Origin of the sequence: Aestuariibacter sp. A3R04 (assembly GCF_018860805.1) — a bacterium.
In the GTDB taxonomy this organism is placed as follows: Bacteria; Pseudomonadota; Gammaproteobacteria; order Enterobacterales; family Alteromonadaceae; genus Alteromonas.
Map to the genome: position 1 here is coordinate 300,109 of NZ_JAHKQR010000016.1, position 26,835 is coordinate 326,943.

General features: G+C 49.8%; 19 protein-coding genes. 8 read left to right on the plus strand and 11 right to left on the minus strand.

Translation table 11 applies throughout. From position 1 onward, the window contains the following. Positions 1-10: 10 nt before the first annotated feature. Entirely contained in the window at positions 11-2,260 is a 2,250-nt protein-coding gene (locus KO518_RS18350; RefSeq protein ID WP_216027304.1) for an alpha-N-acetylglucosaminidase, read from the minus strand. A 185-nt stretch (positions 2,261-2,445) separates the two neighbouring features. After that, positions 2,446-3,471, minus strand: a complete 1,026-nt coding sequence (locus KO518_RS18355) for a LacI family DNA-binding transcriptional regulator (protein ID WP_216027305.1) — start codon at positions 3,469-3,471, stop codon at positions 2,446-2,448. A gap of 168 nt (positions 3,472-3,639) precedes the next feature. Here KO518_RS18355 and KO518_RS18360 point away from each other — a divergent pair, with 168 nt between their 5' ends. The 7 genes from KO518_RS18360 (at position 3,640) to KO518_RS18390 (ending at position 12,512) form a co-directional block, all read left to right on the plus strand. Next, entirely contained in the window at positions 3,640-4,725 is a 1,086-nt protein-coding gene (locus tag KO518_RS18360; protein ID WP_216027306.1) for an acyltransferase family protein, read from the plus strand. Positions 4,726-4,779: 54 nt separating this feature from the next. Continuing rightward, a complete protein-coding gene (locus KO518_RS18365; protein WP_216027307.1) occupies positions 4,780-5,661 on the plus strand; it encodes a BadF/BadG/BcrA/BcrD ATPase family protein in 882 nt (293 codons plus the stop codon). A gap of 1 nt (position 5,662) precedes the next feature. Next, positions 5,663-6,664 (plus strand): glucosamine-6-phosphate deaminase NagB-II, encoded by a 1,002-nt coding sequence (gene nagB-II / locus KO518_RS18370; RefSeq protein ID WP_216027308.1) that lies wholly within the window; start codon positions 5,663-5,665, stop codon positions 6,662-6,664. Positions 6,665-6,666: 2 nt separating this feature from the next. Beyond that, on the plus strand, positions 6,667-7,791 hold the full coding sequence (gene nagA, locus KO518_RS18375; protein WP_252736272.1) for an N-acetylglucosamine-6-phosphate deacetylase: 1,125 nt from the start codon (positions 6,667-6,669) through the stop codon (positions 7,789-7,791). A gap of 45 nt (positions 7,792-7,836) precedes the next feature. Next, positions 7,837-9,156 (plus strand): sugar MFS transporter, encoded by a 1,320-nt coding sequence (locus KO518_RS18380; protein ID WP_216027309.1) that lies wholly within the window; start codon positions 7,837-7,839, stop codon positions 9,154-9,156. 166 nt (positions 9,157-9,322) lie between these two features. After that, positions 9,323-11,368 carry a TonB-dependent receptor gene (locus KO518_RS18385; RefSeq protein WP_216027310.1) on the plus strand — a complete coding sequence of 682 codons (2,046 nt, stop codon included), beginning with the start codon at positions 9,323-9,325 and terminating at the stop codon, positions 11,366-11,368. 22 nt (positions 11,369-11,390) lie between these two features. After that, positions 11,391-12,512 carry a PepSY domain-containing protein gene (locus KO518_RS18390; RefSeq protein ID WP_216027311.1) on the plus strand — a complete coding sequence of 374 codons (1,122 nt, stop codon included), beginning with the start codon at positions 11,391-11,393 and terminating at the stop codon, positions 12,510-12,512. Between the two features lie 6 nt (positions 12,513-12,518). Here the strand turns inward: KO518_RS18390 and KO518_RS18395 are convergent, their stop codons facing one another. The 4 genes from KO518_RS18395 to uxuA form a co-directional block, all read right to left on the minus strand. After that, positions 12,519-13,907, minus strand: a complete 1,389-nt coding sequence (locus tag KO518_RS18395; RefSeq protein ID WP_216027312.1) for a sensor histidine kinase — start codon at positions 13,905-13,907, stop codon at positions 12,519-12,521. Beyond that, on the minus strand, positions 13,897-14,592 hold the full coding sequence (locus tag KO518_RS18400) for a response regulator transcription factor (protein ID WP_216027313.1): 696 nt from the start codon (positions 14,590-14,592) through the stop codon (positions 13,897-13,899). Before KO518_RS18400 ends, KO518_RS18395 begins: the two co-directional genes overlap by 11 nt. Before the next feature lie 115 nt (positions 14,593-14,707). Then, positions 14,708-17,692, minus strand: a complete 2,985-nt coding sequence (locus KO518_RS18405; protein WP_216027314.1) for a glycosyl hydrolase 115 family protein — start codon at positions 17,690-17,692, stop codon at positions 14,708-14,710. A gap of 70 nt (positions 17,693-17,762) precedes the next feature. Beyond that, positions 17,763-18,932 carry a mannonate dehydratase gene (gene uxuA, locus KO518_RS18410; RefSeq protein WP_216027315.1) on the minus strand — a complete coding sequence of 390 codons (1,170 nt, stop codon included), beginning with the start codon at positions 18,930-18,932 and terminating at the stop codon, positions 17,763-17,765. Positions 18,933-19,118: 186 nt separating this feature from the next. Between uxuA and KO518_RS18415 the strand changes: the two genes are divergently transcribed. After that, complete coding sequence (locus tag KO518_RS18415; RefSeq protein WP_216027316.1) at positions 19,119-19,826, plus strand: FadR/GntR family transcriptional regulator; 708 nt, start codon at positions 19,119-19,121, stop codon at positions 19,824-19,826. A gap of 21 nt (positions 19,827-19,847) precedes the next feature. Here KO518_RS18415 and KO518_RS18420 read toward each other — a convergent pair whose 3' ends face one another. The 5 genes from KO518_RS18420 to KO518_RS18440 all read right to left on the minus strand — a co-directional run bounded on the left by KO518_RS18420 (position 19,848) and on the right by KO518_RS18440 (position 26,735). Next, positions 19,848-21,929 carry an FUSC family protein gene (locus KO518_RS18420; protein WP_371742363.1) on the minus strand — a complete coding sequence of 694 codons (2,082 nt, stop codon included), beginning with the start codon at positions 21,927-21,929 and terminating at the stop codon, positions 19,848-19,850. 4 nt (positions 21,930-21,933) lie between these two features. Further along, positions 21,934-22,800: an HlyD family secretion protein gene (locus KO518_RS18425; RefSeq protein WP_216027317.1), complete on the minus strand. Its 867-nt coding sequence runs from the start codon at positions 22,798-22,800 to the stop codon at positions 21,934-21,936. A gap of 7 nt (positions 22,801-22,807) precedes the next feature. Further along, on the minus strand, positions 22,808-23,008 hold the full coding sequence (locus KO518_RS18430) for a DUF1656 domain-containing protein (RefSeq protein ID WP_216027318.1): 201 nt from the start codon (positions 23,006-23,008) through the stop codon (positions 22,808-22,810). A gap of 77 nt (positions 23,009-23,085) precedes the next feature. Continuing rightward, positions 23,086-23,790: a hypothetical protein gene (locus tag KO518_RS18435; RefSeq protein WP_216027319.1), complete on the minus strand. Its 705-nt coding sequence runs from the start codon at positions 23,788-23,790 to the stop codon at positions 23,086-23,088. A gap of 155 nt (positions 23,791-23,945) precedes the next feature. After that, on the minus strand, positions 23,946-26,735 hold the full coding sequence (locus tag KO518_RS18440) for an AAA family ATPase (RefSeq protein WP_216027320.1): 2,790 nt from the start codon (positions 26,733-26,735) through the stop codon (positions 23,946-23,948). Positions 26,736-26,835 lie beyond the last annotated feature (100 nt).

Sequence of the window (26,835 nt, forward strand, 5' to 3'; positions counted from 1 at the left end):
AGCGCAAGTGTTAATGGCTGAACCCGCGCATCAGCGCCTTAACCTGGGCGTTGGGGTTGGACGGTTTTACCAGTGGGGGAATCGTATGCTGGCCTATCCATTGTTGTTCCCATTTAATTAGCGCTTGTTGTGCGGCGTTGTCGTCAAATGGTTTATCTGCCTTCATTGCCTCGCGATACGCCGCCAGATATTGCTTCCAACGGGGCAGATAGTAGCCCCGGTACATGCCTTGCCATGCCTTAGAAGCATAGTCTTTCAGCTTAGGGCCGCCCCACTGTGTTATCTGCTGACGGGCATTACTGATATAGTAAGTCGATTCTTCAATCGTATCGCCATAGCTGGCAGCATCGGTTAACCAGGAATGCAAGGATTCCTGATGCCACCCCAGCAGATCATCTAAACGGGATACGGCACTTTCTACCTGTGTTAGCAGAGCATCACCTCTGGCGAAGTCCTTTCGTTGATATGCCAACACAACCTGCTGCAACATGCTATCTGCATGTACCGACACAGAATGCTTCGTAAAATCAACCAGGTCATAGGTGTAAAGCGGTGCGTTTTTGTATTCGTCTGCCTGCGCCAGTAATTGGGTTATAGCGGCATCCAAACTGGCAATATCGCCCGGATGCCCCTCAAATTCAGTGATCTGAATAGTAGGGCGTTTAAACAGCAGATACGCACCGGCAGAATCTTTCCACCAGCGGCTTTGCCAGTATTTTACAGAAAACACGCCGTCTATCAGCTTGTTCCATGTATCAACCAGTTCAGGTGAAGTTTTACCGTATCTTGCTTGCGTGTAAGTGCTTACCCACTTACTTGTATCTGGCTGCGCTTGCCAGGGCAAATCAAACAAAAACTCGTAGGCGACAGAGTTGTTATTGATACCTTCCGGAAATACACCAAACCCGCTGAGCGCACCCGACTTACTTGATGCTTTTACCACCTTGAGCTGTTCTACGTAATCATTGAAGTCTGCATAAACCGGGTCGGAACCACCGTAATTGTGAATGAAACCAAATACCCAGGGTTTACCCTTAAACCCTTCCGTTCGCTGCCACACGTGATAGCGGTCGTTACCGATGTCGTGGATCATCGCTTTGCTGTCTGGTACATCCTGTAGGAATGCGTCGATAGACGCGAGATCCCAAAATTCTTCATCTGCACCAAACATCCACCCCTGCATTACCCACACGGCATTTGGTGCTGCTTGCGCAATAGACTCGTAAATACGCTTACCATAGGAGGCCAAACCGGCATGCCGATTGTTTTTTGATACTGGAGGCAGCATTTCGTTAAACGCATCCGACAAGTAATACTGCTGTTCACCGTAAGTGGCGGTATAAATTTCAATAAAGCGCTTTGCCAATTTGGTAAACAAGGGGTCAGCGGGATCTAACCAGTAGGTAGCATTCTGAAAACCTGTCCAGCGGGGCATTTCATATATTTTTGCGTCCGGGTATTTATCTGCAAAAGCTTTAGGCACGTAACCACTAAACGCCGGCACCACGGGTTTCATACCCAATTCGTGCATACGCGCTAAAATTTGCTTCTGCAAACTGTGTTTTTTGTTTATCCAGCTTTGGGGTAAGGGCCCGTCGTGCCCTTCAATGTTGCCCATTCTCTGCCAAGGCGTAAAAGCCGGGCCGGAAAAGTACTCAGCCAGCTCAGCATCGGTGAGATCAAATTCTTTCCACAAAGCTTGCCACACGAACTCCTGCCCTTCCATGGCAACCGGATTATTGACACCGTGAAGTGCCATCCAGTCAAGCTCTTGTTCCCAGCGCGCCCAGTCCCACCAGGGCGTGGTATAGCCGTATGCGCAAACATTCAAGTACGCTCGTTGAGAAAAAGGAGTGTAGGTTTTTTCGCCGTCGAAATCAGGGAATGTGGCAGGAATTGCCACTCGCTTACCTTCCCAGCTTACCGACAGTGCACCTTGCTCACGCAGGTACTGATAAGCACCATACGCCATAGCAGACTTTGAGTTACCGGTTACCCGGGCTTCACCATTGCTGGCGTTTACCTCGAACCATTCGGGTTCATTATCGCGAACCTCTATAACTGATACATTGTCCAGCTCGCCATCAGTCACCCGCTGTAATACAGCCAGAACGCTGTTTTGCATGTCGTTTTCAGGTGTTTTAGCAGGCGTTGCCTGGTCGCCACACCCGGCTAAAACAAGCAACACACTCATGCACAGTGCACTAACCGAAGATGTCCAAGCGTTTTTTAATTCTTTAGTTGCAAGCGCGTGTTTCATGTTTGATTCCCATTATATCTACACGGTTGTGACGTTCAGCTTGCAGCAACCTCGCTGAATGTATTCTTATTGCTGTATTATTTTTATCAGGTGATTTTTTCATCATCCCTTTTTGACGCTACCACTCGATGTCAACGTTGTCAAATCGGACTTACCAATTATGTTGGAGATAATTCGCGAGAAAACTATGGCTTTGGCGGGGCAGATGCTGAGTCGCGAACCAACAATTTGAGATCGAAGCCCCGGGATTTTACTGACTTCACTTCTTTCGTTTGCATCATATCGATAACCATAGCAGCAGCACAGGCTGCGATATCAAAATTAGGTTGATCGATGGTTGTGAGGTGTGGCCATGTTTGGGTGGAAAACGGGCTATTTTCAAAGCCGACAATGGAGATATCATCAGGCACTTGCAGTTGGTTTAGCCTCGCCATAAACACGGCGCCAGCGGCAATTTCATCATTGCAGGCAAACACTGCTGTAGGACGATTGGTCAGGCCAAGCAACTGCTTAGTCATAGCCATACCCGAATCAAACGTAAATTCGCCGTCGAGCACTAGGTTTCTGTCTACCTTCATCCCCCGTTCACTGTGTGCCTGCACAAACCCTTCCAGCCGCCCCCGGCTGGATTCGTGAGACGCATGATAGCCGAGAAACGCCACGTTTTTATGCCCTAAATCAAGAAGATAGCCCGTCATTCTCCGCCCGGCTTCAACGTCGTTAACATGAACTACCGGCGCGAGATCATCCGGCGCACCTGAGCCGGATAAAATGCGTACGACCTTGGCATCACGGTTTAACAAAAACGTGACCAGTTCGCGGTTTTCAGATAGCGGAGGCGTTAAAATAACGCCGCCAATCTGATTCGATCCAATCATAGCGGCCAGCTCTCTTCCCACCTCTTCAGAACGGGAATCTGTAGGATGTATAACCAGTTCAAAGCCCCGCTTGCGGCACTCTGAAATAATGCCGTTTTGCATTTCAATAACGTAGTGACTATTCGGGTTATCGTACACAAAAGCCAGTGAAAATGGTGCTTTGCGCATAGTGCGGGCAGTATGATTTGGCTGGTAGTTCAATTTTGTAATGCATTCCTGCACCTTCGTCTTCACTTCCTCACTGACGTTGGGTTCCTGGTTCACCACCCGTGAGACGGTTTTGAACGAAACGCCCGCCAGCTTGGCCACATCTTTTATAGTAGGCTTTTTCATGAAAGTTCTTTTATGCCGCATTCTCCTATGTGTATGGAGCATAATGATATTCGGGAAGGCTGGCAACCGAAGCCGCCGGTTTAAAGACAAATTTCTGCCAATTTAATTGACAACGTTGACAATACAGCGTTACTGTAAAGTACTGGCTATAAAAAAAGCAATTTATCTATGACCACCCCTAACTCAAAACAGCGTTTGTTGTCGCTGGACGTATTCCGCGGCCTTACCATTATCGCCATGATTGTTGTGAACAGTCCCAATACGTACGGTGAGTTTTCCCATGCTTACTGGCAGGGAATTCACTTCGCCGATCTCATCTTTCCCTTTTTCATCATTATTGTTGGCGTGGCTGTTAGCCTCGGCTTTAAACATGTTCATCCACACACCACAGATATGGGGCCGGTGCTGAAAAAGGTATGGCGACGGGCATTTACCCTTATTGGGCTTGGTCTGGTGGTAAACTTGTTTTATACCCATTTTGAACAGATACGCCTGTTAGGTGTTCTTCAACGTATTGGGCTGGTGTATTTGGCCTGCTGCTATCTCGCCATTTACTGTTCAACCCGCACTATTGTAAAAACGGGAATTGGTATTCTTATTGCGTACTGGGCATTGATTTTGTTTGTTCCCGCGCCGGGTTTACCTGCCGGTCATCTCGAGCGGGGAGAGAACATTGTTAACTGGTTCGATCAATTTGTACCAGGCATGTTGTGGCGCGGTGAATGGGATCCTGAAGGTCTGCTAAGTACATTCCCTTCTGTCGTAACTGGCATAATCGGTATGCTAATGGGCCGAATTCTGATTACCGCAAAAGGCGACCTCACAAAAGCGGTTATGAACCTCTTTGTCTTCGGATTTATCTGTTTTGCCATTGGCTGTATCTGGAGCCTTGGATTCCCCTTAATAAAACAAGTTTGGACAAGTTCCTTTGTACTTGCCACCGGCGGCATGGGGGCGATGATCCTGGGTGCGATGATGTGGTACACCGATATCAAGGGCTACCGCCGGGGTACACAACTCGCGGTTATATTTGGTGCTAACGCCATAACAGCCTATGTGCTGCATGTAGTTATCGAAAAACTACTCGATTGGCCCCTCGGCGACACCTCCATTCACAATGCGTATGTGAACTGGTCTCAACAAGCCGGTATGAGCGAATTCTTCAGTGCCGTGTTGTGGATAGTGTTGTTCGTGGGCGGGTGCTTCTTGCCTGTCTACTGGCTGTATCGCAAACAAATTTTCATCAGGATCTAGCCGCTCTGTGGCGACATCTCTCATTGAACCCGTATTAAAAACAAGGAATTTATAGTGTCTCAGCAACAACTTTACCTTGGTATTGATGGTGGCGGTACCAAGTGCAAAGCGCGGTTAGAAAACAGTAGTGGTGAAGTAATCGGTGAAGGTCTGTCCGGGCCAGCCAACCCTGCACAATCTGCAGACACGGCGTTTACCTCTATTGTCGATGCCGCGAAACAAGCACTTACAGCCGCCGGTTTACCCTCTGCTGACGTGTCGAAAATAAATGCATGCCTGGGCTTGGCAGGTGTGAATATTCCCGCCTACCGGGCCGAGACAGAAAAGTGGACTTTGCCGTTTAAGCGCTTCATGCTTACCACCGATTTACACATAGCCTGCACAGGCGCACATGGCGGAAGCGATGGAGCCATCGTAATAACCGGTACGGGCAGCTCGGCTTTTGCCAGCGTAAATGGCAGGCAGAACGCCATTGGCGGCCACGGTTTTCCTTTGGGCGACAAAGCCAGCGGTGCATGGCTCGGATGGCGAGCGCTAACCTATGTCCTCGAAGTATTCGACGGACTACAACCAACATCGCCGCTTTTTGAGAAAGTTTGCGCTCTATTCAACACTACGTCAAAAGGAGAAATAGTCGGGAAATCATTACATTACAGACCAACCGACTACGCAAAACTGGCACCGGTTGTGATAGAACTCGCCACAGATTGCGATTTTGTATCGCAAAATATAAAAAAAGATGGAATAATTTATTTATCATCAGTCATTAAACGATTGAAACACCTTGGCGCTGAACGCATTTCAATGATAGGCGGGCTTGCCAGTTATTGGCACGATTGGCTGGACGACGATTTACAACGACTTATTGGCCCGGCACTTTTTGCGCCAGAACACGGTGCAGTGACCTTGGCTAAACATTATTTTAAGGAGGCCTAACATGGCTGAAATCACAAAAATGGCTGCCGAAGCCACAGAAACCCCTGACGTATTCCGTCGCCAGTTAACAGCAAACAAGGCCCGAATCGCCGGGCTTGCGCAGGCAATTAAAGATCGCGACCCCGAATTTGCTTATATGATTGGCCGGGGTACGTCTGATCACGCAGGCGTATTTGGCAAATACCTTATTGAAACAGAAATGGGCCTGCCCGTAGCCGCAGCAGCCCCTTCAGTAAACAGTGTATTCGGCAAAACACTGCGCTTACAAAAAGCGCTGGTTATTGTCATTTCTCAATCAGGCAGAAGCCCTGATATTCTGGCCCAAGCGAAAATGGCAAAAGAAGAAGGCGCCCTGTGCGTAGCTCTTGTCAACGACGAAACCTCGCCGTTAAAAGACATTGCCGACTTCTTCATTCCTTTGTGTGCAGGCCCGGAAATTGCCGTGGCAGCAACAAAGAGCTATTTGGCCACGTTATATGCGTTACTGAATATTGTGGCGGCCTGTACCGACAACGCAAACTTGCAAAACGCACTTGCCGGGTTACCCGATAAGATGGAAAGTGTTATAGCAGCCAGCCCGGTAATGACATCATCCCTACTGGGTTCTATGGATCGCTGTGTAGTACTTGGCCGCGCCTTTGGTTATGCCGTATCGCGGGAAATTGCCCTGAAAATGAAAGAGGTCTGCGGCATTCAGGCAGAAGCCTTCAGTAGCGCGGAATTCCTCCATGGCCCTATTTCACTGCTAAACCGGGGTGTGGCTGTTTTAGATGTGCATGTACCCGATGCATCCAGCGAATACCACAAGGCTCAAGTTGAGGAAGTGAAGCGCCGGGGCGCCACCGTATGTTCTCTGCTGGAAGTGTCTGACGACACCTTGCCTTTAGTGGCACCTTTGCTCATTATGCAACGTTTCTATTTAGATATTGAACTCGCTGCCCGCGAGCTGAATATGGATCCGGACAGCCCGGTAGGATTAAAGAAAGTCACTGAAACGGTATAACTATGATGCGTTATTTCGCGGAACAACTTTTTGACGGCTATCACCTGCACAACAATGTAAGGTTTGAAGTTAGCAACGGCAAAATTACCCAGGTGCTGACCCGTTCAACGCCGGCAGACGCCACCGTGCTGAAGGGTTTAATTGTGCCAGCCACGGTGGATGTGCAAGTGAATGGCGGTGGCGGCGTACAATTTAATGACGCCCCTACCCTGGCGACATTACAACAAATGGCCAGGGCGTACCTAACTGTGGGCACAGGCACCATTATGCCTACACTGATCACCGACGACCTTGACGTCATGCGACAAGGCGCTGATGCCATAGCCCAAGCACACAAATGGGACCCAGCCGCCATTCCGGGCGTTCACTTTGAAGGCCCGCATTTGAGTTCCGCGAAAAAAGGCATGCACAGCGACAGGCACATTCGCCCCCTGAGTGACGAAGAGTTTGCGCTGTTTACCCGCAGTGATCTAGGCACGGTAATGGTAACCGTAGCACCGGAAATGGTGTCTCCCGAAGATATTAAGCGGCTTACCGACGCCGGCGTAATTGTTTCCATTGGCCATACAAATGCAGATGCACATACCTGCCTTGCAGCCTTCGACGCTGGCGCGACAGCCGCGACACATTTGTTCAACGCGATGTCGGCGTTAACCAGCCGGGAGCCTGGTGCCGTAGGTGCCACGCTGTTTCGCAACGACGTGTACTGCGGCTTGATTGTGGATCATCAACACGTTCACCCGATTAGCGCCACCCTGGCCATGCGTGTAAAGGGAGATGAAAAACTCATGCTAATCACCGATGCTATGGCACCGGCAGCCAGCGACAGCGATCACTTTTACTATCAGGGCATCAAGGTGCTGCGGCAAGGGCCAACGTTAAAGCTGGAAGACGGCACGCTGGCAGGCTCGGTACTGACCATGGAGGAGGCCATTCAGCATACTCACTTCGATTTACAAATGTCGCTTGTCAGTACCTTGAAAATGGCCACCAGCACACCGGCGCAGTTCCTGGACATCGACAACCAGGTGGGTGTACTAAAAGAAGGAGCCTGTGCAAACTGGATAGCGCTAGACGACAAACTCAACGTTACTGACTTCTGGCGAAACGGCCAGCGCATGTCGTAACCCAATAGCGGTGACGCCACGAACAACAACAGGAAGGAAATAATAATGACAACAACGCAATCACCCTCGCAGCCCTCAACACTGCTGCCCATGGTTATCATAGGCACTTTGTTCTTTGTATTTGGCTTTATTACCTGGCTGAACGGCGCGCTCATTCCGTTTTTACAAATTGTTTGCCAGCTATCGGGTACCGAAGCTCTGCTTATCGCTTTTAGCTTCTACATTGCGTATGTGGTTATGGCCTTGCCCATGTCGTACGTGCTGAATAAAACCGGCTATCGAAACGCCATGTCTCTGGGTCTGGCACTTATAGCCGCCGGGTGTTTGTTGTTTGTGCCTGCGGCGGAATCGCAATTGTTTGGCCTGTTTATTACCGCTCAGTTTGTCGTGGGCTCCGGGCTTACTATTTTGCAAACGGCGTCAAACCCGTATTTGGTTAAAGTGGGGCCAACAGAAACCGCCGCCGCCAGAATTTCCTTTATGGGCTTGCTGAACAAAGGAGCAGGATGGCTTGCACCTATCGTGTTTACCGCACTGGTACTGGGTGAGTTTTCCGGTATCACGGCGCAAAGCATTGAAGCCATGCCTGCTGCAGAGCGCCAGGTACAAATACAGTCGTTGGCAGACAGCCTGGTAGCACCGTACATTGGTATGGCTATTGCCCTGCTGTTGCTGGCCGTTGCGCTGCGCTTTTCGGGCTTACCTGAACTTGATTTAGAAGAAGAAGACAGTCAATTGGGCGACAAAGGTCAGGTTCAGGGTTCTGTATTTCAGTTTCCCCAACTGGTGCTTGGCGTAGCAGCCCTGTTTTTCTATGTGGGCGTAGAGGTGATCGCCGGTGATACCATTGGCCTGGCGGGCTCTGAACTGGGTGTGCCAGGCGCACTTGGGCTTACGTCTTACACCATGTTCTTCATGGTAATTGGCTACCTACTCGGCCTGTTGTTAATTCCCCGGGTACTTAGCCAACACCAGCTACTAATGCTATCGGCGGTACTCGGTATGTTACTGGCGCTGTACATTCCCTTTGCAGACCCACAAAGCTATGGATTAGCCACTCTTCTGTGGGGCTGGACAGGCGTTGCCACCTTACCGGACCCCGTCACCTGTATCGCCCTACTTGGTTTGGCCAATGCCATTGTATGGCCGGCGGTGTGGCCGCTGGCCCTGGCAGGATTGGGCCAGTTCACGGCCCGTGGCTCGGCATTACTTATTATGGGCATTGCCGGTGGCGCTATTCTGCCCATGGTGTTTGGCGCTATTGCCGACCATCACGGCGTACTCAACGCCTACTGGATGACCATTCCCTGCTACGGCTTCATTATTTTTTATGCGGTAAAAGGCTGCCGACTCACACGCTGGTAACACTTCCGTTGGTGTCACCCTTCGGCGCAACCTTTTCGTTGCGCCTTTTTTTGGCCTCGCTCCAACACAGCGAAATGTAACAATTGTAACAATACTATCCTTTGCATAAAATCTTAATGAGAATGTTTCCTATTTGCAGTTAATAAAATATCGAATGGAGACATCGATGAAAAAGTTAGTATTCGCCGGTGCTGTGTATACCTTGGCCAGCCCCGTATTATTTGCTCAAACTACGCCAGACAACAGCGAGGACTCAACGTCTATAGAACACATTGCTGTAGTGGGAGCCGCTACAAACTTAAGTATTACCGCCGAAGACATCGCTCAATTCCAGGCTAATGACCTTGCTGATGTGTTCCGCGAGTCTCCTTCTGTGAGCGTGGGTGGTTCTGTAGGCGTGGCGCAAAAGATCTATATACGCGGTTTAGAAGATGCCTATTTGAATGTAACAGTCGACGGTGCACAACAAACATCGACGCTGTTTCATCATATTGGCCGAGTTACACTTGACCCGGATCTCCTCAAACAAATTGACGTGCAAGCCGGTGCCGGCGAAGCTACCAGTGGGCCGGGAGCCATTGGCGGTTCAATTCGCTTTAAAACCAAAGATGCGCAGGATTTATTAGATGATGACGAGCAATTTGGCGGCCGTTTAAAAGCCAGTTACTTCTCTAACGACGCCACCCGCTACAGCGGCAGCCTGTATGGTCAGGTTACCGACACCTGGGGCGTATTGGGTTACTACAGCACCATTGACCGCGACAACTTTGAAGATGGCGATGGCAACGAGGTGCTGGGAACCGCAGCAGATCAGGATATGCTGTTTGTAAAGGCCAGCGGCAATATTACTGAGAACCAGTATCTGTCACTCAGTGTTGAGCAAAGGGATGAAGAAGGAGCATTCTCAGCCCACCCGAACTGGGTGGTACTTGAAGGCGCAGCGTTATACCCGAGCGAAGCCGAGCGCGACACCTATGTGGCAAACTATCGTTTCGATCACAGCGCCATGGTGTTTCTGGAAGCCACAGCATATCAAACCACATCGTCTTTCCGCGGCGGCCGTTTCGACTGGCTGTCTGATATTGATACCTACGGCTTTGACGTAAGAAATACCAGCGAAATCACCAACCATGTATTTACCTATGGTATCGACTACCGCAGTGACGAAGTAGAAAGTGGCCCCGGTACCGGCGCGGTAGAAAACGCCGAAGAAGGCAGCGTACTGGGTATTTACGCCCAGGCTCACAGCAACATCACACCAGAACTGCTACTAAGTTATGGGGTGCGATTCGATGATTTCGATTTCCAACAACGTATCTTGCTTGATGATTACTACGGTACGCCGGTTACCGATGAACCTGCTGGCTTAGATGACAACGAGCTAAGCTTTAACCTAGGTTTGGCGTATCAGTTGTCCGAAGCCTGGACACTGGGTGTGGGTTACGCAGAGGCGGCTCGTGGTAAGCAAATTGGCGATGGGTTTACCATTGATTCATACCTGTATGACGGCGAAGATATTCCTGTGGTTGGGGATGATGTTGTACCCGAGACCGTCACCAATATTGAAGCCTCGTTAGAATACAGCGCCAACAACCTGAACGCTAAACTGAGCGCCTACGAGTCTACCATCGATGATGTGCTGTTCAGCGGATATGCGGGTAATTCCGTTTATAACAATATTGGCGATCTGGAATCGAGCGGCGTTGAGTTCAACCTTGGCTATCGCTGGGATTCTGTTGATGTGTATTTTGGCTACTCAAGTGTAGATGTTGAACTGTCTCCCCGGGAAGGTTTATACACCGTGCCTTACAGTACCATTGACATCAACGGCTATGAATTTGTAGGGCTGGGTAACAGCCGTGGTGACACCTGGGTGCTGGGAGCAGACTACACGGTAACAGCGGATATCAGTGTGGGTATTAACGTCACCATGGTTGATGACATCAACATTGACACCTTGCATCAGGCGCTGGATAACGGCTGGACCGATTCTCTCTATAACCTTAATAAAGCCGACTACACTGTGGTAGATATTTACGGCGAATGGGAGATCACTAATGCGCTCCGCGCCAATCTTGCGGTTACTAACCTGTTCGACGAAGCGTATATCGACCACTCCAGCGTGGGTGATTACAGCGAAGTCTTTCCTTCTGTAGTAGGCCCACAAGAGGCGGGGCGTGATATTCGCATATCACTGACTTACGATTTTTAACCTTAGCCTTCATCGTTAGCTTATGAATCGTACCTTAAGAAGGTGGGTCTTTTGGACCCACCTGTTTACCGGGCTAATTGCAAGTGTAGTTGTACTTGTTATGGCTTTCACCGGTCTGCTACTCACTTATGAACGTCAGTTAAAAGAATTAAGTGAAATGGCATATTCACAAACCGTTTCCTACAAAAAAGCGCCTATAACAACAGATGCGGTAGTAGAAATATTGCAGCAGCTTCACCCAACCGAACCCCATATTTATGTACGCCAAGTCAACCGAGAGGGCGCGGCCATACCAGCCTGGGCAGGCAAACACAGCTATCTCATTCATCCCTATACTGGTGAAATATTGCGAGAAGGAGAAGGATTTGTAGAAGAAGCCTTCCACGTTATCACTGACCTTCACCGCTATCTGCTATTCCAGGGTGAATACCGTGGTATCGGCAAAACCATTACTGCCTACAGCAACCTTGCTTTGGTGTTTCTCGTGTTGTCAGGCTTGTATATTTGGCTTCCCAAGCGCTTTTCCCTGGCTTCCCTTAAACAACAATTGACCCTTCGCGACAAATACACAAACAAACATCACAGGCGCAGACACTGGCACTTTGTGTTCGGTATGTGGTCGTTACCAGCGTTGTTTGTTATTGCACTTACCGCCACGCTGTTTCATTTTCAATGGGCAAACCAACTGCTCTACGGTTTCTTTGGCGAGGCCATACCCGAAAGGGAGAAACCTGAGATGGTGGAGACGTTAGATGCCGATAGTGTTAAGTACCATCAATTACTCGATATAGCCATAGCCCACGCTAACGACAATGGTTACGAAGACTGGTATTCAATATGGATGGAAATTGGCAAGCACGAAGGAGAAGCGCGGTTTTATATTGATAAGAGTATTGGTCATCGCCAGGAACTGGCATATTCCCTTTACGTTGACACCCGTAGCGCAGATATTGTCAGGGAACTGAGAAAAGCAGACTGGTCGCCGGGCAATCAGGCTTGGGGGACGTCGCGCTTTCTTCATACCGGTGAGTATTTTGGCTTCATTGGGCAAACCCTCGCAGGCCTTGCCAGCTTACTGTGTTGTATATTGGTTTACACGGGCACATTGTTGGGAATAAAGCGCTTAATGGGCAGGGCTCCCTAAAGCGGTTTAACTTGCCTTACTTTCACGGAGAAGGGTAATGCTTACTTCTAATCCGGATGATACATCCTGTGCTTCGTGTTTGTTTCTGGCGAGAATACTGCCGCCAATGGCTTCAATTTGTCGTTTGGCTAACGCTAAGCCTAATCCAAATCCCGAACGCTTTGTTGCATGGACATAATTGCTAGCAGCACGGGCTGTGTCCACCCGAAAGAAGGGTTCAAAAATGGCGCTTAACATCGACTCAGGTACCCCGTTGCCTTCGTCGGCAATCACAATTTGGTACTGATTATTTTCGTCTGTCAGAGTGAGTGTTACTTTGCCTTTCTCCGGGGTATGGCGAAGAGCATTGCGGAGGATGTTTTCCAGGGCTTGCCCCAACGCGAGCTGACTGCTTTTCACAATGACAGCCTGATCAGGCGTGATACTTTCCAGTACTCTGTCCGGGTATTCAAACCTGGCGTCATCACATATCACATTGATTAACTCAACCAGGTCGAAGTCATCAGTATTCAACCGGGGGGATTCCGTACTCAGCCAGGCGAAAGTCAGGGTGTCTTCCACCAACTCCCGCATGGTACCCGCTTCATAACGCAATCGATTTAACGCTTGTTCCCGCTGCATGTCTTGTTCGACAAAATCAATAGCCATATCCATTCGCGCCAACGGCGTTCGCAATTCGTGAGACAAATCCGCTAGCAAACTACGTTGATTGTAAATAAGACTACTTGTTCTTTCTGCCATGTTATCGAAGGTTTTAGCAAGAGCCGTAAGCTCGTCATTGCGCTTTGACATTGTCACTGCAGCCCGGGCATCAAGGTTGCCATCGGTAAATTCCCTGGTGGCTTTTTCCAGCTGTTTTAGAGGAGTCATAACACGGCGGTACAGCATAAAACTAAGCACACTCAAGATGATTAAGGGCAATGCGATTTGCAAGGCCAAACGGGTAATCAATAGCAGTGAGCCCGGCCGCATGCGTTGGGGCAACTGAATGAGGAAGTGGGTGTGCTCATCGACAAACGGCACTTCCATTACCGGGTTTTCGGCAAAGTAAAGGTGCACCTTCCACTCCGGGCTGCGCCCCAATTGAAAGCGCTCGGTATAATCGTCCAACAACCGGGTATTCGCAAACGCGGTCATTTGCGAATTGACCACAGCAACCCAGGTGTCTTCCTCTTCTTTAATATGTTCGAGGTAAGCGGCGAGTGCGCCTTCACCTTCGTGTAAATAAATGTACTCCGCCCGCTTGCCATAGGCATAAAGTTCTTCCTGATGGGCGTCATCAATGAAACTCATGCTGGTTTCAGTGTGATTAGTGAGCCACGCAATAGCCCAAAACAAGAGAACCGTACCTACAGCAATAAACGCACAAAGCTGCCACAGCAATTTATTTTTCATGAAAACAGTAGCCCTGGCCGTGAACGGTAACCATCCTTTCAGAGGGCATTCCTGCCTCCACAAGTTTTTTTCGCACTCTGGAAAGATGCATATCCAGGCTTCTGTCATAGCGGGAAAAAGGTTTATTCAGCACGCTGTGGTAAAGAAACGCCTTACTCAGGGTTTCGCCTTTATTCTCCACCAACATCCACAACAGCTTGAACTGAATGGGTGTAAAATCTAACACCGTATTGTGGTAGCGGGTGAATTGCCCAATGCGGTTTAAGTACAAGGATCCCGTCGTAATTTCACTTTTTTGCACGGTCACATCACTGGCCGACTTACTGCGACGCAACAAGGCATCAATGCGCAGCATCATCTCAGTAAAATTAAAGGGCTTGGGCAGGTAATCGTCGGCGCCCTTTCGATAGCCTTCAATGCGCTCTTGCTCTGCGCCAGACGCGGTAATCATCATTACCGGCGTTTGCTTTACCTGACGCAACTGATTTAACAGCGACAGGCCGTTTAAAGAAGGAAGCAGGATATCGAGCAAAACCAGATCGAAATTGACTTCAAGCACAGCTTCAAGCCCCGCGTTTCCATCGTACTCCTGGCGGGTTTGAATGCCTCTTGATTGCAACAGTTGAGCGATTTGATCACTTAACGTGACATCGTCTTCAACAATAAGAATTTGGGTTTTACTCATAGGGAAAGAGAACGGTTATTTAAAACATCTTAATAATAACCGTTCTCATTTACAAGTTTTATATGAACAGGTGCCAGGCGAAAAGAGCCCGATGGTGGAAGCTCATCGGGCGAATTCACTCATGCGAGGATTTGAGCTCTCGTGCCAGGGCCGGGGAATAGGTTGCTTCCGGGAAGCGATAGCTGTGTTTCCAGCCACCGAGATCAAGCAACATGCTGTCAAGCATAACGCCAGGGTCGATCATGCGAACACTGATGGTGTGCTGGCCAGGTTTGGCAATGGTTACCGGCACACTAACCACGGCTGCATTTTTCAACACATTCTGTTTCCACTTATCACTGCGCCCTATTGTCTTAAAACTCAGCGTTTGATAGGCACCGCCGTCCACCGACACTGCCACACGCACACCTTGCTGTTCGTACATAGGATGGGTAGGAATGGCCTGCACGTGCAGCATTGCCTCACCAGCGTTAAACGTATAAACCTGATATTGCAACTCAGCGCCTGCTCCCGGGGCTGCGACGCTGGTTTGATAAGGACCTGCAAGCATAACGCTATCGTCATAGCCAAAGTCGTTTATGCGCTGCCACCGGCTACTGACAGTATCTGTTTTCCCCTGATAATCACCTGCCCGAAGCGATACATAGCCCATGTCTTCCACGTAGCCCCTGAAGCTGTGCATGGCCGGGAGCCTGGGGTGATACGCCGACACACCAATGTGCCTGGCCTGCTTACCAACGGTTAACTCGATGGCACCCGTTACTTTATAAGAAGGTGGAATAAGCTGATGGTCGTGACCCAGAGGTGGCTCTTTTTCTGCTTTTCCGTAGGGGACATGATCCCAGTCAAGCGTTATCCAAATGCGCTTTGTCGGTTGTTCAGGCGTTAAATCGCCCTGGGTTTCTGAAAAGCGTATCCACGGTTTATTGGCGGTTAACTGCCACTTTTGCGGCTTATCGCTGTTTAGCGACAAATCCATGTAGTGGCGTTTTCTGCTAAAGACATTAAACAAGGGCAGCGAATCGGCATGACTGTTCGTAATGACGTTGTTTACCGGCATATCGAACCCTTCAAGCACCACAGTAACCGGCTCGTTACGCAATACCGGCACAGCATTTGACGGCAGGTCGAATACCGGCAAATTTCGCGGTGAAGGCGACATCATATGCTGCCATTTACCGTTTGCCAGTGCGTTGTTGTAATAGTCAGTCTGAGACCGGATAACCTTATGCGATTCCCGCATTTTGTTAGCATACCAGTTGGCATCCCCCCTGCCCTGTGCCGCGGCAAACTGATTCTTCTGAAAATACAACCATTTCAAATTGTGATGCCCGGCCGCAATAATGGGGTAACCCGCCAATTGAAAAAACGCATCCCGCTGTTCCGCCGGGATTTGTGAAGCGAGTTCTTCCGTTTGTTCAATCAGGGCTTCCCACTGTTCGGCCCTGGCGAGGACCTCGTCGCCGTAATGGGTTTGCGTGAAGCTTGCTTTACCGGGAAGCGTGACGGGCTCTACCTGACTAAAGGCCATAAACTCCGGGCGGCGGGAAAACGACAACCGGTAGTAGTGTTTAAAAATACGGGTAAGTGCTTCGGCGGCGTCGCTGTTGATGTCACGGGCAAAATAGGCGGCCAATTGCCCGTATACCGCGTCACTTTTTGCAAACGCAGACATATTCCACCCCATATCCATAAACAGCTCGGTGGCATATTCGTGAGGTTTGATATCACCTGCGTTGAGGATCCACATATCCCGAGCCTGCATGGCGTATGCTTTGGAAATTTCACTCCACATCAGCAACGGATGGGTAGAGTTCAGCCACAGATAGTCATGGGGCCGCCCCCAATAAGACGTGTGATAGTAAATACCGGCCCCCCCTTCGCGCTTTTGCTCCTGCGGATTGCTCAGCTGGCGCAAATACCCATAGTTGTCGTCAGTCCACATCAGCGTAACGTCGTCGGGTACTTTCAAGCCATTCTGGTAGTAAGTCAGTACCTCTTTGTAGGGAATAAACACCTGAGGGATCACGCTCGCGTCGCTTTGCAGCTGCGCAGATAAAATGCTGCGCTGATCTTTAAGTATTTGCTGCATCAATGCCACTTGCCCGTTCATATCAGCCACTTCGGTGATAATGGGCGAGTCGTGTTCGCCGCGCATTCCCAACGTGTAGATACCTTCGTAGCCAGCGGTTTCCTGTACCCTGCGTTGAAAAAACTGCTTAATGTTTTCGGCATTGTTGTCGTACCGGTATGCTCCGTATTTTTTGTTATCCCATTCACCGTTGATGTTCGACAGCATGGGTTCAGCATGAGACGTACCAATAACTATGGCGTATTCATCAGCCATTTCCTTGTTGCCGTCGATAAGATAGAAGGGCTTGGTGGTTTTGTGCATGGCAGGCCAAATGGTATTGGCCCTTAAGCGCAACAATAGCTCGTAAATGCGGGCATAGGTTTTTGGCCCCATATCACCGACTTCAGGCTCATAGGTTTTTGCTGCCCATATTTGCAGCCCCCAGTCTTCGTCATTTAAAAATATACCGCGATACTTCACCGATGGCGTGTCGGAGATGCGCGGTGTAATGTCTGTTACCAGAGGAAATTGTTTCTTCGGCGTTACATCGGCCCACCAAACCCATGGCGAAACCCCTATCGCCCGGGACAAAGACAGTAAACCGTAAGCCGTTCCACGGCGATCGCTTCCCGCAACCAGAATGGTGTGCCCGCCACTGTTCTCAACTACTGCAATTTGGTACGTTTCCCAGGCACTCGTCAGCGCCCGTTTGTTCAGCGTACCATTGCGAAAGTAAGGAGCCAGCTGCTCACTTTGTCCGACAGTACCGGCAACGATGTGAGTGGCTCCCTGACTGGCCTGACTCCCAAAGTGATATAGCAGGCTGGGTTTAACCCCTGCTACAGCTTCAATATCTCTAATCAACATATTAGCGGCGTGGTGAATCACAGGAACACTGTTTTTGTCTATTACCACACTAACGGTTTGCTTGTTGTCTACTAAGGTTACTGGTGCAGATAACGCCAAAGAAGAAAATGCGAATGCCAGCAGGCAAAACGGGGTAAGCAAGGCTGTTTTTATCATCATGGCCTGACCTCTTGATAGAAAAAACAAAGGCGATAACACTGCAGTTACCGCCCCGGGGATAGCGATATTGTTAAGACTTTGCCGACATATATGATACTGCACAGATAAGCCCTCGGAGCTCTGCCAGACCTTTTAGGCGCCCCAGGTACGAATAGCCTGGCTTGATGTCTTCCCGATCCTGCTCGTCGGCAAGCAGGTGGCCGTGGTCCGGGCGCATGGGGATCTGACATCCCAGTGACGACTCACAACCCAGCAGCGCCTGCACCAGCCCAACCATATCGTTATCGCCGTCTAAGTGCGCCGCTTCGTAAAACGACCCGTCTTCTTCCCGCTTGACGTTGCGCAAGTGTACGAAATAAATCCGATCGGAAAATTCGTTTACCATGGCTATCAGGTCGTTATCGCCTCGGGCACCGTAAGAACCCGCGCACATGGTAAGACCGTTCGCAGGGCTTTTTACTGCTTCCAACAACTGACGAGCATCATTCTGCGTTGAAACGACGCGGGGTAAGCCAAACAAAGAAAACGGTGGATCATCAGGATGAATACACATCTTCACTCCCGCCTCTTCCGCCACTGGAATGACCGCTTCGAGGAACGCATACAGGCTTTGTCGCAATCCCTGCTCCCCCAGATCTATAAATTGCTGTATGGTTGCCCGAATACTATCGCGGTCATAAGAGCCTTCACCGCCAGGTAACCCGGCAATGATATTCTTTTCCAACATAGCGCGCTCTGCTTCCGACATTGCGTCAAAGCGGGCTTTTGCTTTTTCAAGCATTTCCGGCTTGTAGTCTTTTTCTGCGCCTTCCCGCTGCATAACGAAAACGTCGTAGGCAGCGAAATCAGAATATTCGAAACGAAGGGCATAACTTTTGTCTGGCAATTGATAGTTCAGGTTGGTCCGGGTCCAATCCACCACTGGCATAAAGTTATAGCACACCGTGGTAACGCCCGCTTTACCTGCATTCATCACCGACTGCTTGTAATTTTCAATCAATTGTTTGTAATTGCCGGAACGACTTTTTATATCGTTGTGTACCGGGATACTCTCAATCACATCCCAGGCAAGGCCAGCCTCTTCAATCATTGCCTTGCGAGACTGAATTAAAGCAAGGGGCCACACTTCACCCGTAGGTACTTCATGCAAAGCACTCACAATACCCGTTGCCCCAGCTTGCTTAATTTTTTCAAGTGTTATGCTATCGCCGGGTCCAAACCAGCGCCAAGTTTCAATCATTTGCAACCCCTTTGGTCATGCCAATTAATTTAATATTAAGTTAATTTCGTGAAGATAACAAATCATAATCCACTTTGGCCTTACCAATAGAATTTACAATAGTAAAATCATACCTATTCACTTCCACTCGTTGCCTATACGGGGGATTGCACGTAAACTTTACGCTGGTTTGGAACGAGAAGAATCATGGCTACCTTGTTGTCTACAGGCTCAGAAAAGCGACTTTATTTACAAATTGCTGAAAAAATCGTGTTATTAATTGGCCAAGGGGAATATCCGGTAGGCTCCCGCTTGCCGGCTGAACGCAAACTGGCAGAAAACTTTGAAGTAAGTCGCCCGACTATCCGCGAGGCGATGATCGCCCTGGAAGTCAGTGGTACGGTAGAAATCAGGCCAGGTTCCGGGGTTTACGTCATCGCGAAGGAAGCCTCCCCCGCCCTGAATGTTGACGAATCACTACCCGGGCCCTTTGAAATTCTTGAAGCCCGATTACACTTCGAGCCAGAGGCTGCTGCACTGGCTTCTCAGCGCATTAGTCACCAGGAAATTTTTGAGCTTAGACAACTGCAAAAAAAGATGCAGAAGTTAGAAGCAGAAGATTTATCAGCAACCCACGATCTTGATTTCCGTTTTCACGAGATGATTGCCATAGCCACGCGCAACACGAGTATTCACCAAGCTATTTCATGGCTGTGGGCGTTGCGCCGTCAGTCTCAGTTGAGTACCACGCTCGACAGGCTTATTCGCACCCGCGGTGCCACACCTATCATGGATGACCATTTAAAAATTATAGATGCCATGCAAAACCGTGATGCACCATCGGCAAAACGGGCGATGCAACAACACATACAACGTGTTATCAACGAGTTTTCACAGTACTCGTTAGACGAGTAAGCGCCAACTTACCCCGTAGTTTTATTCTGTAGCCATGTTGTCATTGGTCTGGCGAACGTTTGCAGTACGCATCATTTTTGCGGTTCGCTGGAACGTCATGTTCAGACGCTGGAACGTTCCTTCCAATAACAGTACGTTTTCGGTTGGCCCTGCGTGTTCTGACAGCGCAGTGACAATGTCGTCACATACACGCTGAAACAATACAGGTGACTCCCCACGGGCGGCGCGAATATACGACCGTGAAAGGGCATATTGCCATTGTTGCAAAAGGTGTTCAGTTTGCCCCGGAGCAATGGTATTCATTGCCCGCTGTACCCGTCCTACCATATGACCGAGGTTCAGACCCGTTAGCGCAAGATCGGTGACCACCCGCCCCTGCTGTGCCATCCCCTGCTCTTTGCGGGTGAGACGCAATAGCCTGTCGCACATTCGCGCGTTAAACCAATCTTCACTGTGACCCGGACTGCCCACGACGGCAAGGTCGCGGGTGGTGGCTTTAAGCAAACGCCGTTGCATGCGTGCACTACCCGGCCCGGCGAACAGTTTAAACACCCAGTACAGAATAATTACCCCGGTCATAATGGCAAAGGCGTTACTGGCGGTATAACTGACGTTGAGGGGGAGTTGCATATTATTGGCGGGTTGTACCAAGAGCACAAACGGGATACAAAACCCCAACCCATAGGGCAAAAACGCCCGCTGCGAAAGGGCCATCAGGCCAAGAAATAGCGGCCCGGCTAAGATCATCACCAACAGGACAAAATCGCCGCTGCTTTGGGCGATGAGGTTAAGTGCGTAGAAGATGGCAACCGGGACAGCAATGGCGGCGCCAATGAGTACTCCCCGCAACGATGAGCGTATAATGGCAGGAGGAAGACGAGCAAACATAATGGAAAAAATCACTGGTAGGATCATCAGCAATATGGCGGCAGGCGACCCGGTTCCCACCCAAATCATCGCGCCCAGTGAGAATACCAATGCCGTGCGAAAGCCAGTGTTTATCGCCACCAGCGGATCCCGGTATGGCTTCAGAGACGGCGCGTTTAAGTGGGAATCTTCGCCCCGTGACAACGCTCGAAAAGCCCGCAACACAATAACCAAATCAGCAACCAACCCCTGAGCAGTTTTGCACAACCGGTACTCAAGTGGGCTCAAACCTTCAGTGTCAAACAGCTTTCGCCATTGTCGACGTTGTTTTTGTGCGATGTTGTAGCACACATCAAAATCTGTGGCACTGCCAATCAGCTCAACGTCCTGTTTTAGTTTTTTCAGTAACGCCGCCATGTTTTCAGACAACAAATCAGGGTTGTTGCGCTGTAATCGGCCAAATATTTGCACTACTGCCACTAACGAGAGAATTTTATTGCAGATCACCGTTGCCGCGCGAGATTGGCCGGGCCCCTTGGGACCTTCAAACACCACAGCGCTGGAATCGTCATTCAAGGTGATAAGGGTTTCCAAGGTGGAATCAATATTTGTGTGACGTTGATCATGGGAGCCAAAAGCAGACAACTCCACCGACAGATAGGTCATGGTTTGGTTGATGGCTACCCTGGCCTGATCGATAAGCGCGGTTTCCACCCGGCGTGGCCAGAACATCAGTGATACCAACATAGCACACACCGCCCCCACAATAATTTCACTTACTCGCGCCTGGGCAATGAGAAAGATGGTTTCGCTGGTTACTGTGGCCGGTGTCGCCATGCTAAGTAAGATAATAATGCAGGGTGTAACACCGGCCATGGCAAAAAAGTAGATAAAATTAACCCGCCGGACTAAAGAGGAAAACCCCGCGTTCAACCACAACCAGCAGGCCAGACAAAACAAGGCTATTTCGGCATAGGCGTGAAAGTGATACAACACCAGTAATGCAAAAGCACCTCCCACCAGGGTACCGGTTATCTGACTGGCGGTTTTTTCCAGCACCATTCCCGTTTCCGGCCGCACTTGCAAAAACACCGCCGACACCAATGCCCAGTAAGGTCTGTCGAGTCCCATCCACATCGACACGTACAGCGCCATCGCCATAGCAATAACGCCCTTGAAGGCAAAAATCAGGGTGTGTTTTGGTGGGAACAAATACAAAGACAACACGGGCGGCACAGGGTTAGTCCTGTTTTGTTTGCAGGCGAATGGAGGCTGTCATACCCGCCACTAGCCGGGTGTTTTGTGGATTATCTGTGATGGCTATGTCTACAGGTACCCGCTGCGCCAGACGTACCCAGTTAAACGTTTGTTGAACCTGCGGCAACAGCTGGCTGTTTGTCGCTGTATTGCTGTCGGCAATGGCATTGCCAATGCTGATCACTTTGCCCTTCAGCGGTTCGCCCCCGCTCATGAGGGTAATGGTTGCCCGTTGCCCTTCTTCTATAAGTGCCAGTTTGGTTTCTTCAAAATAGCCGGTAACGTACATGGAGTTATCGGCCACCACTGACAGCACAGGCGTGCCCTGGCTAACGAAATTTCCCTCCCGCAACAACATGTTCACCACCACGCCATCTACCGGCGATCGCACAGTCGCGCGTTTTACATCAATACGAGCACTTTCCAGTTTCGCTTCTGCCAGCGCTAACGCCGCTTTTGCCATACTGGCCTTAATGCGGCTGGCTTCGAGTTCTTCATCGCTGATCGTGTTGCGTTCTCTTAACCCCTGACGCCGGCTGAGCTCATGCTCGGCCAGTTCGAGGGCAAGAGACTGGGTTTCAACGCTGGCTGCCAGCTCATCCACCACCGCCTGATAGCGCTTGGTGTCTACCTGAAACACCACATCGCCCTTTTTCACATGCTGTTTGTCTTTTACGGCCAGCGTAGTCACCCAGCCGGAAACATCGGGCGCAAGTGTAATAATATCGGCCTGGATCCGGCCATCCCTGGTCCACGGAGAATACAAATAGTGACTCCATACCCATCGGCCGGCCCCAATTGCAAGCACCAGAATAAGCAGGGTTGCCCCCACTTGCAGAAATTTGTTCATGGCCAGGCTACCCCGCTAACAACCACACTGTGCCAGCGAGATAACACACAAAAAGCGCCACCTCAAACCACGTGGCTTTCCAGAGTTTCTGGTACACACCGGTGGCATACATGAGGTAGCGGGTAGCCAGCGACAAAAGAAAAGCCAGGGGGATGATCACCACCATTGGACTGAACAACATGCCGCCTAATGTTAATTCGCTTAGCACAAACGCGTCTCAAATCGTTATTCTTGACATTAATTCGTGTGTTAAGCAATGAAAAGATCATTTTTTATAGCACTTTATCAGAACCTGTAGGTTACAGATGCCGTTGCCACCGACTCAAAGGCAGCATCGTTGTCATAACCGTCTTTCTCAGGATCAAAGTCACTGGTACCCACGCCCAATGTGAAGTCTGTTTGGTTACTGTAATTATAAATAACCCCAACAGAAGCGCCTTTGGCGTTGTCCTGGGCGAAGTCTTTTAACTCTCGGTAATGGGCATTGGCAAACAAAGACACCTGCTCGTGTACCCGCCAAATGGTGCCGGCCGACAACTGCACTTCACTGCGGTTGTCCCGCTCGTCTTCGTTCCAGAATAAATAGTGGCCGGAAAAGGTGAACGCCAGATTTTGCGACATCACGTACTTACCGGTCACCCCGCCACCGAGGGCGTAGCTGTCGCCAAATTCAGCTGAATCGTACATCCCCAATAAACCGCCATCTACGGTAATTTCCAGGCCGGTATCGTTGTATGCCCGGGGCATGAGGTTGTAACGCAAACCACCGGCACCCAATGTTAGATTATCCGTCAGGCCGTAGGCCGCATTCAGCATAACGCCGGTATTATTGTCACCATTGGTTTTTCCATACGCCACGCCGCCGCTTAACAAGATTTCATTGTCCTGGAGTGTGAGCGAACGGGTAACAGGGTTAGCGACACTGAGATCATTTGCCTGAGCCAGTGTTGCCGCTAAAGATAGAGCCAGAAAAGTTAGTGAGCGTTTCATGTTTCATTCCTTGTAATGAAGTGTTGAGAACGACGCTATTCTGACTTTTTGAAAGTGAACGAAAGGTGAAGGTAAACTGAATAGTAACGACCGTTGTTACAACCTGAAACACACTGTGTAAACCTTGCTCAGCAGGGTTTACACTATGAAAGTGGTCAGTCGTGGAGCAATGCCATAAACTGCGCTTCGGACAACACTTCTTTATCCAGCAATGCCTGTGCAACGGCTTCAATTTTTGACCAGTGCTGCTTCACCAATGCCTCAGTTTTGACGGTGGCGTCATCTATCCATTGCTTAATGAGTTTTTCCGTGTGCTGTTTGAAATAGGTTTCACCGGCCATGTCTTTTAATGCGGTCACGTCCATATTGTAGCTGTCGGCGTGCATACCGTATTTGCCAATGGCCGACCAGGCCGACCACATGGCACTTTTCAAATCACTACTGGCGCCGGTATCCAGCCCTTCCTCGCCAAACTGCGCCACTTGTGCTGCCCTGCCCGCCAATGCCACACAAGTGCGGAAAAACCAGAACGCCTTGGTGTAGTCGATGTTCTGATCATTGGCGTAAGCCACCATACCCAGCGCTTGCTCCCTTGGCACTACACTAATTTGTTCTATTACCCGTTCCGGCATGAGTATTTTAGAAATAACCGCATGGCCCGCTTCGTGATAAGCCGTTTCTGCCAGAGTTTTCTCGCAATTATCCAGTGAGCGTTTCGCGCCGTATTTAAGAATGTTTATTTCTTCTGTCAGCATGGCCTGGGAAATCTGCGTTGCGCCTTTACTCAGCGCTCGAAGCACAGCCTCACGGTGAATTTTTTCCAGATCGGCACCACTCATCCCAGCGGTGAGGGAAACAATAAGCTCAACATCAATATCGCCACTGTAACCGTCGTAACGGAGGAATTTTTCGATAAACCAGCGCCTTGCAGCCTTGTCTAAAAAAGGCACACGTACGTGTAAATCAAGTCGTCCCGACCGCAGCAGGGCATCGTCGAGTTTGTCCAGGCGATTAGTGGCAGCCACAATAAATACCGGCGCGCGGCTTTGTGTAAAGCCATCAATCTCCGTTAGTAGCCGGTTTATGAGCGCATCGGCTTTAGGGCCAGCTTGCCCCCGTTTCGGTAACGCGTCAATTTCATCAATAAATAAAATACAGGGGGCGTATTTTCTGACTCGGGCAAACAGCGTTTCTATAAAGTTGTCTGCCAGCAGTTCATTGCCTGAACAGGTAGCAATGGGCATGCCCGCTTCGCTGGCCAGCGCCCGGGCGAGCGTCGTTTTTCCTGTTCCCGGCGGGCCGAACAAGACCATGCCTTTCGGTGCGCTCACCCCCGCTTTGACCAATGCCTCGCCGTGACGAAGAATATTAATGGTTTCTTTTAACCTGGCTTTCACCGCATCGTGGCCGGCTATGTCGTCAAAGCCCGTGTTTGGCATATCCAGTACAATGCCGCCGCTGCACCCGGCATCGTCGCTGTTGATCAGCAATCTGGACTCGGGGTTACTGAAAGTCACAGTAAGTGTGCCGTCATCAATTCGACACCCAGCATCAGCAAAAAACGCTTCGTTACGCACTTTTAGTGACTGAATGTGGGTTTCACAAGACGCCTCGTTCAAAAGAGCAAGTACATCATCTGCCAGTGCCACTCTCACCTCTTTAATGATGGCACCAGGGTTCACCCGAATGAAGTCAGTTACATGGTCAAGCACTTTGCCGGTAATGTTTGCCTTGATGTCGCGAATATCAAAAAACGGCGCAAAGGTCGTCAACAACATGCGAATGGTATTAGTGCACAACGGCAACACCCCGATTTGGCTTTTCCCGGTGAAGTGCTGTAAATCCTTTTGCAGTTGATTTTCCGCCACACACAGCAGTTCATTTACGCCAAGCGCTTTAAACAGCACAATACTACCCTGAGATAAACGCGATAGCATTTCTGGCGGTATCGCTTTTACCTGACGATCTCGTTCAATTTTAGTTTCACTGCGCAGTTCGGTGATCATGGCTGCGCGGGCCTGTTCGGGGCGGTTTTCTATACTGGCAAGGTAGTCGGGCTTATTGTACATTGCGCTGCCCAAGTTTGACGTAAACAGCACAATGGTCTGACGAAAGTCCACGTCTTTTTGCGTGTACTCGTCAGTGAGCTCTCCGGCAGACAACATGCGTAATAATGAAAGCAAAACCTGTGTATGAGCTTTCTCAAACTCGTCAAACACCAGTACCGATTTAGGGTGTTTGTCGACAAAACTGGTAAGTTCTCCCGGTGCGGAATCGTCATAGGTTTTCTTTGCCCCTACCAAACCAAAACTTTCGTTAGCGTTGGTGTATTGGGTCATATCGAAGTACTTATAGTGGTATCCGTCTCCGAGGTGATGAGCAAAGCGTTCAGCCAGAAAGGTTTTTCCCGACGCCGGCGGACCAGCAAAGAAAAACAAGCCTTGGGGCCGGTTTTGCTGGGGCTGCCACACTCCCTTTACCATGCTGTCGATAAGATATTCTACCGCCTGGTCCTGACCATACACCTCACCTAACAAGGTTTGCTTTAACTGCTCTAACCTGCTGAGCTGCTCGCGGTAGCTTGCCGATTCGTCGGGTATGCGAAACAACTGGGTGTCGTTAATCCAGTTGTCGCTGGTGGCCAAAGGCTGCAGCGTATCCAGTATTGCTGATAACTGGCTGGAGAAGGGGAGTACCGGACGAGAAACCATCTGTTCCAGGGTGTCACGACTTATTTCAGCCCGATAGTTGTCGGCCATCATTAATACATCTGCAGGCGCGGGCAATAAAATATCACAAAGCTTTTCATATATAGTTCGTGAACTGGTGTTGGCGTTTACGTGAGGCTTGAGACAAAGCAGTGCCGCAGTTAGGTGTTCTTTGTAAAGTTTAAAACAATCTTCACTAAGGGCGATGTGTTTGGCAAAAAGCAGTAGTGTTCTCAATGTGTCAGTCCCTGAAAAAACACGGGGTATTTAGAGTGGTATAGTGACATGACACCCTGCGAAATCACAGTTTTGCCTGCACATAAACGTATTATTCCCA